We start from the raw sequence: 12579 nt of genomic DNA, 5'->3' as shown, positions 1-12579 counted from the left end.
GGTTCCTCGCTGATTAACCAAACCAGTTAACCACACCAGTGTTGGCGAAGTGGACGAACAGTTTACCAGGAAGCCACGCTGGCCTCACGGTCTTAGCGGGGTGCGACGATTTTTGCCACGGCTTACGCCGCCACCCCCGGCGATCTTCACGTACAATTCCTATCTTCAGGTACGATGACTCCCTTACAATGCGGGCAAATTTCTCAAGAGCAAGTGTTTATGACCACCACACCTTTGCAAAACGACCGTTTTCTTCGCGCGCTGGCTCGCCAGCCCGTTGACCGCACTCCGGTGTGGATGATGCGCCAAGCCGGCCGCTACCTGCCGGAGTACCGCGCCAGCCGCGCCGACGCAGGCAGCTTTATGGACCTGTGCCGCAATCATGACCTGGCTTGTGAAGTGACCCTCCAGCCGCTAGAGCGCTACCCGCTCGACGCTGCAATTCTGTTTTCGGATATTTTGACCATCCCCGATGCCATGGGGCTGGGCCTCTACTTCGAAACCGGTGAAGGCCCCAAATTCAGAAAAACCGTCCGCACACCGGAAGAAGTCGCTGCGCTGACGGTGCCAAACGCCGAGCGCGACCTGGACTACGTGATGCGGGCGGTATCCACGATTCGCCGCGAGCTGAACGGCCGCATGCCGCTGATCGGTTTCTCCGGCAGCCCCTGGACGCTGGCGACGTATATGGTGGAAGGCGGCTCCAGCAAAGACTTCCGTCACTTAAAAACCATGCTGTATGACACGCCGGACACCATGCACCAGCTGCTGGACACCCTGGCACAAGCGGTCACCGACTACCTGAATGCGCAGATCCGCGCCGGTGCCCAGGCGGTACAGATTTTTGATACCTGGGGCGGCGCGCTCTCCACGCCTGCTTATTTAGAGTTCTCGCTGCGCTATATGGAGCAGATCGTTTCCGGGCTGATCCGTGAACACGATGGCCGCCGCGTGCCGGTGATCCTGTTCACCAAAAACGGCGGCCAGTGGCTTGAACACATTGCTTGCGCCGGTGCCGACGCGCTGGGTATCGACTGGTCGACCGAGCTTTCCGACGCCCGCGCCCGCGTAGGCCATAAAGTCGCCCTGCAGGGTAATTTAGACCCCAACGTGCTGTTTGCTCGCCCTTCGGCCATTCGCGCCGAAGTGGCCCGCGTGTTGGAGAGCTACGGCCACGGCCCGGGCCACGTGTTCAATTTGGGCCACGGCATCAGCCAGTTTACCAATCCCGATCACGTCACCGCCTTTATGGAGGCGCTGCACGACTTAAGCCCGCAGTACCATCAGGGCATTCCGACTCAAACGAACGACCAGTGCCCAGGAGCCAAGCAATGAGCGACTTACGCGACGACCAGTGGTTTACCGAAGTTTTTGATAGCCACGGCAGCGCTTTCTCGCTGAAAGTGACCGAAAAGCTGCTGGATGTGCAGAGCCCTTACCAGCACCTGGAAGTGTACGCCACAGAGACCTACGGCAACCTGATGGTGCTGGATGGCTGCGTGATGCTGACCGATCGCGACAACTTCCTCTACCACGAGATGATTGCCCACCCGGCGCTGTTCACCCATCAAGACCCCAAGCGGGTGGTGATTATTGGCGGCGGCGACTGCGGCACGCTGAAAGAAGTGCTGCGCCATCCGGGCGTTGAAAAAGTCACTCAGATCGATATCGATGAAGAAGTGACCAAGGCCTCCGAGCGCTTTTTCCCGTCATTAGTAGAAGCCAACGGCGACCCCCGCGCCGAGCTGCTGTTTGCCGACGGCGTGAAATGGGTCGACGACGCCGCCGACGAGAGCATCGACGTGCTGATCATCGACTCCACCGACCCGGTTGGCCCTGCAGAAGGCTTGTTCAAAACCGACTTTTTGAAGCGCTGCCACCGCATTCTGAAAAGCGGCGGTGTGATGGTTCAGCAGAGCGAGTCGCCGCTGTATCACAGCGGCTCGATTATCCGCGAGCTGCGTAACGACATGCGCGAAGCAGGCTTTGATAGCGTCGCCACCCTGCCCTTCCCCCAGCCGGTGTACCCTTCCGGCTGGTGGAGCGTGACGCTGGCAGGCAAAAGCACCAACGTTGAAAGCTTCCGTGAAGAGGCTGCCGCCAGCCACGAAATGCCGCTACAGTACTACACAGTAGATGCCCACCGTGGTGCCCTGGCGCTGCCGCCCTTTATGCGTAAAGCGTTCGCATAACCTCGCGGTTCCGCTATGTATCAGGCCGGGCTCTGCTCGGCCTTTTTTATGCGCAAGTATTGCTGCGCTCAACGTTAAGGAATAACAAATGAACACCACGCGTTGGTTAGGATTGGGAATCACTCTATTAGCCCCGACCCTCTGGGTACCTGCCACGGCCATGGCCGATACCCTTGAGGCTGTTCAAGAGCGCGACAGCGTGCGCTGCGGCGTTAACGCCGCCCAGCCCGGCTTCTCATCGCTGGACGATAACGACCAATACCGCGGCCTGGACACCGATGTGTGCCGCGCCATTGCCGCTGCCGCGCTAGGTGATGCCAGCAAAGTCAATTTCGTACCGTTAGACTCGGTGGAGCGTTTTGCCGCGCTGCAGTCTGGCGAGGTGGACGTGCTCTCCCGCACCACCACCTGGACCTCTAGCCGCGACACCACGCTAGGGATGAACTTCACTGGCGTCAGCTACTACGACGGCCAGGCGTTTATGGTGGCCAGCGACCTCGGCGTACAGAGCGCAAAAGAACTGGATGGGGCGGCTGTTTGCACTCAGTCAGGCACCACCAGCGAACTGAACCTTTCCGACTACTTCCGCATTAACAACATGACCTATGATGCGGCGGTGTTTGATTCACCTGAACAGTCGATTGCGGGCTTCGAAGCAGGCCGCTGCGATGTATTGAGCTCGGATGCCTCGCAGCTCTACGCCCAGCGCATTCAACTGGCCGACCCCAATATGGCCGTGGTGCTGCCGGAGATCATCTCCAAAGAGCCGCTGGGCCCCGCCGTGCGCCAAGGGGATGACCAGTGGTTCAACATCGTGAAGTGGTCGCTGTTTGCCATGCTGAATGCCGAAGAGCTGGACGTCAGTCAAGCCAACGTGGATGAGCAGCTAAGCTCAGACAATCCAGATGTGATGCGTTTGCTCGGCCAAGATGGTGATTTTGGCGAAGCCATGGGCCTACAGCCGGACTGGGCTTACCAAATCGTCAAACAGGTAGGCAACTATGCCGATATTTATGACCGTAACGTAGGAACCGAGTCAGATTTCAACATAGCCCGCGGCTTAAACGCTCTATGGAATGATGGCGGTATTCAGTACGCGCCACCTATTCGCTGACACGCTAGGCGACTAGCCACCGACCTCCGCCAGCGGCTGCGCACCAAAAAAGCGCAACGCGTAGCTGCTGACCTACTTTTTTGCACCACTACCTTCGTCAAATCCGCTGATTTTACGTTGAAAAGCGCTGAATTTGACGGCATATCTTTCTTGGCACCTTCCTTGCTAGCTTTTAATGATGCATCACCATGCATAATGACATTAAATCGAGGAAGGGGAACAAACATGATTAATAAGAAACACCTGGTACTGCTCGCCTCAGCGGGTGCCATCTCCCTCGCCGGTATCGCCACCGCACAAGCCAATACGTTAGAAGATACCCGCGCGCGCGGTGCTGTACAGTGTGGCGTTAGCGACGGCCTACCAGGTTTTTCCGCCCCAGATGATAGCGGTAACTGGCAGGGCCTCGACGTTGACGTATGTCGCGCCGTTGCTGCAGCGGTACTGGGCGACGCGGATGCCGTCAACTACATCTCCCTGAATGCTGTTGAGCGTTTCACCGCGCTGCAGTCTGGCGAAGTGGATGTACTGTCCCGTAACACCACTTGGACCACTACCCGTGACACCACCTTGGGCCTGAACTTCACCGGCGTTACCTTCTACGACGGTATCGGCTTCATGGTGAACAAGGATTTGGGTATTAGCAGCGCAGACGAACTCGATGGCGCCGCGATCTGTATCCAGTCTGGTACTACCACCGAGCTTAACGTCGCCGACTACTTCCGTGCCAATGGCATGGAGTTTGACCCCATCGTATTCGACACGTCTGAGCAAACCGTGGGCGGCTTCCAAGCTGGCCGCTGTGACGTGCTGACCTCCGACACTTCTCAGCTAGCGGCCTTACGCATCCAACTGGACGACCCCGCTTCTGCAATGATTCTGCCTGACATCATCTCCAAAGAGCCGCTGGGCCCAGTGGTACGTCAAGGCGACGATGAGTGGTTCAACATCGTAAAATGGTCGCTGTTCGCCATGATCAACGGTGAAGAGTATGGCATTACCAGCGAAAACGTTGACGAGATGCTCAACTCAGACAACCCGGATATTGCTCGCCTGCTGGGTCAGGACGGCAACTACGGTGAAGGTATGGGCTTAGAAGCCGACTGGGCTTACAACATTCTGAGCCAGGTAGGTAACTACGGCGAAAGCTTTGATCGCAACGTAGGCATGGGCTCACCGCTGGAAATTGAGCGTGGTATTAACGCTCTGTGGACCCAAGGCGGCATTCAGTACGCACCGCCGATTCGCTAAGCGTCTCGCTTGACCCCGGCCCGCCGCTCCCTCTTAACAGGGAATGGCGGGCCATCTGATTGACCTGCCGTATCGCGGAGACGCCATCCATGTCTGTAAGACCTAATGCTCGCCCGGCTGGCCACAAGCCACCGTTTTGGCGAGACCGCGCCAAGCGTGCGCTCATTTTCCAGTGTCTATTGATTGCCGCTGTCATTGTGTTTCTGTTCTATATTGTCGGCAATGTTCAAGACAACTTATCCTCACGGGGTATCACCACCGGCTTTGGTTTCCTAAACAATACCGCCGGTTTTGGGATCGTGCAGAGTCTGATCGACTACTCCTCCCAAAGCACCTATGGCCGCACCTTCTTCGTGGGCCTGCTGAATACGCTGCTGGTGGGTGGGTTAGGCGTGATCGCCGCCACCATCATTGGTTTTATTGTCGGTATCGCTCGTCTATCGCCCAACTGGCTGATCGCCAAGCTAGCCGCCGCGTATATCGAAACCTTTCGTAACATTCCGCTGCTGCTGCAGATTTTCTTTTGGTACTTTGCCGTGCTGCGCACCCTGCCAAGCGCCAGGGACAGCCTTGCCTTTGGGGAAGCGTTTTTCCTCAACGTGCGCGGACTGTATCTACCAGAACCGCTGTTTGAGTCCGGTTTTGGGCTAATTCCCGTGACCTTTGTGATCGCCATTGTGGCCAGCATTGCGCTGGTGATTTGGGCGAAGCGCCGCCAGGAAGCCACGGGGAAACGTATTCCTGCCTACTGGATCTCCTTTGCGCTGATTTTTGGCTTGCCGCTGTTGGTTATGTTGGTGACTGGCGTGCCTATCACTTGGGAAATGCCCGAACTGCGTGGCTTTAACTTCCGCGGCGGTATTACGGTGATTCCCGAGTTCCTGGCGCTATGGTTTGCGCTATCGATCTACACGGCGTCGTTCATTGCCGAGATCGTGCGCTCCGGCATTCAGGCCATTTCCCATGGCCAAACCGAGGCCGCACAAGCGCTGAGCCTGCCGCGTAACCTGGTGCTGCGTCTGGTGGTCATTCCGCAGGCGCTGCGGGTCATCATCCCCCCGCTCACCAGCCAGTACCTCAACCTGATCAAGAACTCGTCGCTGGCCACGGCCATTGGCTACCCGGACCTCGTTTCGGTCTTTGCAGGCACCACGCTGAACCAGACAGGCCAAGCCATCGAGGTCATTGCCATGACCATGGCGGTTTATCTGACCATCAGTCTGCTGGTCTCCATGTTCATGAACTGGTTCAACGCCCGTGTGGCGCTGGTTGAACGCTAGGCCGTTGTCGAGGGCATTCCCATGATTCACAACCGAACGATGATCGAGCCAAAGCCGGCGCCCAGCAGTTCTGTGGGCCCTGTGGCATGGCTACGCAGCAACCTGTTCAACGGCCCGATCAACACGATCTTTACTCTGATCGGCCTGTATATTCTCTACCTGCTCGTGGTTCCCACGGTGCAATGGGCGTTTATCAACGCCGACTGGGTAGGCACTACCCGCGACGACTGCTCTCGCGAAGGCGCCTGCTGGGTGTTCATCAACGCACGCTTCACCCAGTTCATCTACGGCCTGTACCCGCGCTCGGAAATCTGGCGTGCCAATATCGTCTTTGCCGGGTTCTTCACCCTGATTGCCTGGCTGGCGATTCCACGCCTGCCCTTCAAGCACTGGGTGGCCGTGTTTGCGCTGGTCGGCTTCCCCGTGATCGCCTACGTGCTGCTGCACGGCGGCTATTTCGACCTGCCGCGTGTGCCGACCCATCGCTGGGGCGGCCTGATGCTGACCCTGCTGCTGGCCACGGTGGGCATGGTAGGCGCGCTGCCGATCGGTATCGTGCTGGCCCTGGGGCGGCGTTCGAACATGCCCATCGTCAAGAGCTTCTGCGTCATCTTTATCGAGTTCTGGCGTGGCGTGCCGCTGATCACCGTGCTGTTTATGGCCTCGGTCATGCTGCCGCTGTTCCTGCCCTCCGATATGAGCGTTGACCGCCTAGTGCGTGCCCTGATCGGCTTAACGCTGTTCCAGAGCGCCTATATGGCAGAGGTCATTCGTGGCGGCTTGCAGGCGATTCCAAAAGGCCAGGAAGAGGCCGCGGCAGCGCTCGGCATGACTTACTGGAAGCGCATGGGGCTGATCATTCTTCCCCAAGCGCTGAAGATGATGATTCCCGGCATCGTGAATACGTTTATCTCGCTGTTTAAAGACACCACCCTGGTCATGATTATCGGGCTCTTTGACCTTTTGGGGATCGTGCAAGCGGCACTGGCCGACTCACGCTGGTTAGGCTTCTCGTTGGAAGGTTACGTGTTTGCCGCCTTCATGTTCTGGATCTTCTGTTTCAGCATGTCGCGCTACAGTCAGTACCTAGAACGCAAGCTGCATACCGGCCACAAGCGCTAACGCCGCTTTCATTAACGATTTTTAGCAGGATGGTGACATGACTCAAGCAGCCACCAACACCCCTGGTACCAGTACTTCTGACCTGATGGTTGAAATGCGCGGCGTGAACAAGTGGTACGGCGATTTCCACGTGCTGCGCGATATCTACCTGGAAGTAAAACGCGGCGAACGGATTGTTATTTGCGGGCCTTCAGGCTCCGGCAAATCCACCATGATCCGCTGCATTAATCATCTTGAAGAGCATCAGAAAGGCGAGATCGTGGTAGGCGGTGTACCGCTCACTCAGGACGTCAAACGCATTGAGCAGATTCGCCGCAGCGTCGGCATGGTGTTCCAGCACTTCAACCTGTTCCCTCACCTCACCGTGCTGGAGAACTGCTGTATCGCCCCTATGTGGGTACAGAAAAAGCCGCGCAAAGAAGCCGAAGAGCAGGCCATGCGCTACCTGCAGCGGGTACGCATCGCCGAACAAGCGAAGAAGTATCCCGGCCAGCTCTCCGGCGGCCAGCAGCAGCGGGTCGCCATTGCCCGCTCGCTGTGCATGCACCCGGACGTCATGCTGTTCGACGAGCCGACCTCGGCCCTTGACCCGGAGATGATCAAGGAAGTACTGGACGTGATGATCGAACTGGCCGAAGAGGGCATGACCATGCTCTGCGTGACCCATGAAATGGGCTTCGCCAAGACCGTGGCCGACCGCGTGATCTTCATGGACCAGGGGCAGGTCATCGAAGAGAACGCGCCGGAGCCGTTCTTCAACAACCCGCAGTCTGAGCGCACCCAGCTCTTCTTGAGCCAGATTCTGGGGCATTAACGCTGCCCACCCGCACCTGCATCGGCGTGACCGGGCTTGCGGGCAGTGCGGATGTGGAGGTAGATATGATCGCCTGGATTCCTCCTAAAGAGGGCGCTTAACCGCCCACAAGCGTAATGCTGGCAGGCAGTAGCGCAGGCTGCTCCCGATGCTTCGTCAGCGGCTTGCCCGCCAGCGCCGTGAGCAGAATTTGCAGGGGGTCGCCGTGGCTGACCACCAGCACCGTTTCACCCTCAAAGCGTTGCTCCAACGCTTCCAGCGCAGCGACCATGCGCGCCGCGACACGCTTGACCGGCTCCACCTGCCACTGGGTGTGGTCGGCGTTCTGGGCATCGAAGGCCCACACCTCCGGGTAGTGGCTATCCGCCTTGCCCTCCAATTCACCAAAGTGGCGCTCCCTCAAGCGCTCCTCTTTTTGCATCTCCAACCCAAACGCGGCGGCCACTCGGGCGGCGGTGTGCGTGGTGCGTAAAAAGTCCGAATGCACGACCTGTGTGGGTACCGGCCAGTGCCACCGTGCGACGGTATCTGCCAGCTGCTGCTCGCCCTGCGGCGACAGCCCATACGCCAACAGCCCTCGCTCGGGGGAGCTGATGATGGTGCCTTGTGCGTTAGCCTGGCTATGGCCGTGGCGCATCAGCAGATAGCGGTTTCGCCAATGATGACGTGAGTCGTCTATATCCATGCTCTTTTCTCTATGAAAACCGTGTTTGACCAAACACGGAACGGTTGCCATGGTTAAAGGGTAATCAATGACATGGAGGACGTATGACAATGACCACCTATATCGTGGTAGCCGACGCCGCTCGGGCACGTATCTTCACCCGTGATGCACTTCACCTCGCCGAGCAGGAGAGCTTGGTACACGCTGCAGGCAGGCTGCATGAAGGCGACTTGATCACGGACCGCCGCGGTGCCGATGTTCATGAGTCTACGTCAACGTCATCGCGCTCATCCGGCGAGGAAGGCGCGGCCTCCCAACATGAAAACGAGCTGTTTGCCAAAGAAGTCGCCCAGCGACTCTACACTGCGCGGGTGGACAACAGCATGGACAAGCTGATCATGGTCGCGCCTCCCAAGTTCTTGGGGCTGCTCAAAGAGAAGCTCGATAACCCCACGCAGAAGCTGGTCACCCACACGCTCTCGAAAGACCTCAGCAAAGCGTCCATGGCTGATATTCAGAACGCGGTCAGCGATCTTCGTTAACACTACAGTTAGCGCTTACTAACTTTTTTTCCTGCTTTTTACTAAAGGCGTAGTCGCTCTCGCCGATACCCATCATGAACCCTGATGATCCCGAGAGCGACTATGTTTTCTTCCCTACGTTTACGTATCTTGCTAGCGGCCCTTATCGCTATTGTGTTGGCTTTAACGGTGAATGGCATTGCTAGTTACACGACTGTAAAGCATCACAATAGTGAGCAGGTTAATCGCAACCTAAGCGCTGTTGTGAATGGAAACACACAGGCCATCGATGAGTGGTTCAATGCGCGCTACACGATGTTAGCCAGCATGGAACACACTGCAGTTAGCGAAGAGCCGCTACAAGCCTTGCGACAATTAGCCGATTCTGGCGACTTTATGACCGCTTACATTGCTTACCCGTCCACATCAGAGGGAATTTTCTCAGACGGCTGGCAACCCCCTAGCGATTATGACCCACGCCAGCGTCCCTGGTATCAAGGCGCGGTGAACGCGCAAGACACTATCATCACCGCCCCGTATGTCGATGCTCAAACGGGCGGCCTGATCATTACCTTCGCTCGCCCCTTCTATCAAAACGGCGAACTAGCCGCTGTGGTTGGGGCCGATATTACGATTGCTGACGTTATCGATATTGTTGCCAGCATTTCCCCCACACCGTCTAGCTTTGGCTTTCTAACCACCAACGATGGCACGCTGGTTGCCCATCCGGATGAGTCGCTGACGCTGGAGCCTTCAAGTGTATTAAGCGATGCGCTCACGCCTTCGGACCTCACTCGCATCGTGCAGGCAGACTCCCCACAGCCGCTAGCTCTGCAAGGCAGCGATAAACTGCTAATGGGCAGTGCTGTAGGCGGCAACAGCGGTTGGCAGTTGGTCGTCGCGTTAGACGAAGCAGAGGCCACCGCAGACCTGCGCGCCATTGCCACCACGTCCATCGTTACCCTGCTGATCGTCGCGGCCATTACCGCTGTGGTATTTGGGCTGCTGCTGTCGCTACTGTTGCGCCGCCTGCTGGGGGTGCGCAACGCGATGGATAACATCGCCTCCGGCGAGGGCGACCTCACCCAGCGCCTGCCAGAAGAAGGCAACGACGAAGTCACTCAAATCGCTAGCGCCTTTAACCGCTTTGTTAACAAAATGGAGCACGTCTTAATCGATGTGCGCACCAGCAGCGAATCGGTGCACCATGCCGCTAACGAGATTGCCATGGGCGGCCAGGACCTCTCCCGCCGTACCGACAACGCGGCGTCTAGCCTGCAGCAAACCTCCGCATCGGTAGAGCAAATCACCAGCACCGTGCAGCACACGGCGGCCTCAGCACAGGAAGCCAACAAGCTCTCCCACGCGGCCACCGAAGTCGCGAAAGAGGGCGGTCAGGTGGTGTCGAACGTGGTCACCACCATGGAAGATATTTCCGACGCCTCCAACAAGATTGGCGAGATCGTCACGCTGATGAACAGCATTGCCTTCCAGACCAACCTGCTGGCGCTCAACGCCTCGGTAGAAGCAGCGCGGGCTGGCGAGCATGGCCGTGGCTTTGCCGTCGTGGCAGAGGAAGTGCGCAAACTGGCTGGCCGCAGCAGCGACGCGGCCAACGATATCCAGAAACTGATCGAAGACTCGCAAGCCAAGGTGAATAACGGCACCTCGTTGGTACGCAATGCGGGTAGCACGATGAAGGATATCGTAGACCACATCACCCGCGTAACCGACGTACTGGAAGAGATCAACGCTGCAACCAGCGAGCAAAGCGATGGCATCAAACAGGTCAACATCGCCGTGGCCGAGCTTGACCGGATGACCCAGGAAAACGCCGCCATGGTGGAAGAGTCCACCACCGCCGCCGAGCAGTTGAAAGAGCAGGCGGATCGCCTGACCGGCACGATCAGCAGTTTCAAACTCTCTAACGCGGCATCACCCGCGCTGCAAGCGCCGCAGGATCGCTTACCGCGCACGTCAGAGACCTTCTAAACGTCTCGTCTGCCACTCCTCCATGGCCGCCGCAGCGCTCGCGGTGGCGGCCATGTCATGCGTTAACCATGAATCTTTGTTCTACTGGTTCAAGGATGGCACTCGATACGCTCTTTCGCCTCTTGCTGATGAACAGCATTGCCTTCCAAACCAATCTGCTGGCACTCAACGCCTCAGTAGAAGCAGCGCGGGCTGGCGAACACGGGCGCGGCTTTGCCGTGGTGGCCGATGAAGTGCGCAAGCTCGCCTCGCGCCGCAGCGACGCCGCCAAGGACATTCGCCAGCGCATCGATGCGTCTGCCGATAAGGTCGAAAGCGGCACGCAAATGGTACGCGACGCCGAAGCCGCCATGCACGAGCTGGCCGATAGCGTGACGCGCGTCACCCAAATGCTGGGCGATATCAGTACGGCAGCCGGTGAGCAGAACGACGGGATCAACCAAGTCAGCATCGCGGTGACCGACCTGGATCAGATGACCCAGCAAAACGCCGCCCTGGTGCAAGAGTCCACCACCGCGGCCGAGCAGCTTAAAGACCAAGCGGACAGGCTGGCCGCGCTAGTGGGTGGCTTTACGCTAGAGGCGTCGCAGCACCTGGCTCAGGCGCTGCCAAGCCCTGAAAAGGCCAAGGTGTAACCGCTAGGGAATCGGTGGCAGCGGAATATCGTCACTGCGCTTGGCCCCGGCGGTCATTTCGCGGCAGAGGCGTAAAAACTCCCGCACGCCGGTGGTGAGGTACTTGTGGCGATGCCAAATGAACGTGAACTGGCGCTTGAGATCCAACTCCGGCGTGGGCAGCGGCACCAAGCTGCCGCGCCGGAAGGCATCACGCAGTGCCAGCCGCGACACGCAGCCAATCCCTAATCCCGACTCCACCGCGCGTTTAATGCCCTCGGTATGCTCCAGCTCCAACAGCGTATTGAACCGGCTGCGACGGTGGCGGGCCGCATGCTCCAGCGTCATGCGCGTGCCTGAGCCCTCCTCACGCATGATCCAATCCTCCCGCAGCAGCTGATCCAGCTCCAGGTGCTCCCGCCCTGCCAGCGGGTGGCGCGGCGAGCAGAACACGCACAGCTCATCCTCGACCCAGGGCTGGCTGATGATCATATCGTCATCGCACTGCCCCTCAATCAGCCCTAAATCCAGCGAGTGCTGACGCACGCCCTCGATAATATGCCGTGTATTGCGCACCGCCAGACGCACACGGCTGCCAGGGTAGCGCTGCATGAAATCGCTGATCAGCAGCGTGGCGAGATAGTTACCAATGGTGAGCGTCGCGCCGACGTCTAACGCCCCCACACCCTGTTGGCCCCGCAGCAGCTCTTCGACCTCCTCGGCGCGGTCCAGCAGGGCCACCGCCTTGGGCAGTAGCTGGAAGCCGAGCGCGTTGAGCTTTAGCCGTTTCCCGATGCGGTCGAGCAGCTGGCAATCGAACTGGCGCTCCAGCTCCGCCAGCGCCGTGCTGGTGGCCGATTGCGACATGGCCAGCGCGCGCGCCGCGTGGGAAACGCTCTCGTGCTGGGCAACGGCCACGAAAACTTCTAACTGTCGCAGGGTGTAGTGCATGGCCAAAACCTATCTGTAGAGTGGTCCGCGAAAGGGCTATATCGATTTTAAAGATAAGCGTTAT

General features: G+C 58.4%; 11 protein-coding genes and 1 pseudogene. 10 read left to right on the top strand and 2 right to left on the bottom strand.

All coding sequences use genetic code 11. The features are described from left to right. Positions 1-219 precede the first annotated feature (219 nt). The 7 genes from hemE (at position 220) to NH344_RS02980 (ending at position 7773) form a co-directional block, all read left to right on the top strand. Positions 220-1335 (top strand): uroporphyrinogen decarboxylase, encoded by a 1116-nt coding sequence (gene hemE, locus NH344_RS03010; protein WP_044629901.1) that lies wholly within the window; start codon positions 220-222, stop codon positions 1333-1335. Next, a complete protein-coding gene (gene speE, locus NH344_RS03005) occupies positions 1332-2192 on the top strand; it encodes a polyamine aminopropyltransferase (RefSeq protein ID WP_062359208.1) in 861 nt (286 codons plus the stop codon). Before hemE ends, speE begins: the two co-directional genes overlap by 4 nt. Before the next feature lie 88 nt (positions 2193-2280). Continuing rightward, complete coding sequence (locus tag NH344_RS03000; protein WP_253027517.1) at positions 2281-3306, top strand: amino acid ABC transporter substrate-binding protein; 1026 nt, start codon at positions 2281-2283, stop codon at positions 3304-3306. Between the two features lie 225 nt (positions 3307-3531). After that, entirely contained in the window at positions 3532-4557 is a 1026-nt protein-coding gene (locus NH344_RS02995; protein ID WP_044629898.1) for an amino acid ABC transporter substrate-binding protein, read from the top strand. Between the two features lie 89 nt (positions 4558-4646). Then, positions 4647-5837 carry an amino acid ABC transporter permease gene (locus NH344_RS02990; RefSeq protein WP_062359210.1) on the top strand — a complete coding sequence of 397 codons (1191 nt, stop codon included), beginning with the start codon at positions 4647-4649 and terminating at the stop codon, positions 5835-5837. A 21-nt stretch (positions 5838-5858) separates the two neighbouring features. After that, positions 5859-6959 carry an amino acid ABC transporter permease gene (locus tag NH344_RS02985; RefSeq protein WP_054640765.1) on the top strand — a complete coding sequence of 367 codons (1101 nt, stop codon included), beginning with the start codon at positions 5859-5861 and terminating at the stop codon, positions 6957-6959. Positions 6960-7044: 85 nt separating this feature from the next. Then, positions 7045-7773 (top strand): amino acid ABC transporter ATP-binding protein, encoded by a 729-nt coding sequence (locus NH344_RS02980; RefSeq protein WP_074211655.1) that lies wholly within the window; start codon positions 7045-7047, stop codon positions 7771-7773. 97 nt (positions 7774-7870) lie between these two features. On the opposite strand, the gene NH344_RS02975 is transcribed toward NH344_RS02980, so the two are convergent. Beyond that, a complete protein-coding gene (locus NH344_RS02975) occupies positions 7871-8458 on the bottom strand; it encodes a histidine phosphatase family protein (RefSeq protein WP_228219191.1) in 588 nt (195 codons plus the stop codon). Positions 8459-8547: 89 nt separating this feature from the next. Here NH344_RS02975 and NH344_RS02970 point away from each other — a divergent pair, with 89 nt between their 5' ends. From NH344_RS02970 to NH344_RS02960, 3 genes and pseudogenes are all read left to right on the top strand, one after another. Beyond that, positions 8548-8979 carry a host attachment protein gene (locus NH344_RS02970; RefSeq protein WP_044629926.1) on the top strand — a complete coding sequence of 144 codons (432 nt, stop codon included), beginning with the start codon at positions 8548-8550 and terminating at the stop codon, positions 8977-8979. A 102-nt stretch (positions 8980-9081) separates the two neighbouring features. Next, a complete protein-coding gene (locus NH344_RS02965; RefSeq protein ID WP_253027516.1) occupies positions 9082-10950 on the top strand; it encodes a methyl-accepting chemotaxis protein in 1869 nt (622 codons plus the stop codon). Between the two features lie 125 nt (positions 10951-11075). Next, a pseudogene (locus NH344_RS02960) lies at positions 11076-11585 on the top strand (methyl-accepting chemotaxis protein); the annotation flags it as partial. Positions 11586-11588: 3 nt separating this feature from the next. Here the strand turns inward: NH344_RS02960 and NH344_RS02955 are convergent. After that, on the bottom strand, positions 11589-12515 hold the full coding sequence (locus NH344_RS02955; RefSeq protein ID WP_044629892.1) for a LysR family transcriptional regulator: 927 nt from the start codon (positions 12513-12515) through the stop codon (positions 11589-11591). Positions 12516-12579: the final 64 nt, after the last annotated feature.

The sequence above is a fragment of the Halomonas sp. Ps84H-12 genome, assembly GCF_024124725.1.
GTDB classification, from domain to species: Bacteria; Pseudomonadota; Gammaproteobacteria; order Pseudomonadales; family Halomonadaceae; genus Vreelandella; species Vreelandella aquamarina.
Note: the sequence above shows the minus strand (reverse complement) of the source record. Positions and strands in the feature narration are given on the sequence as shown.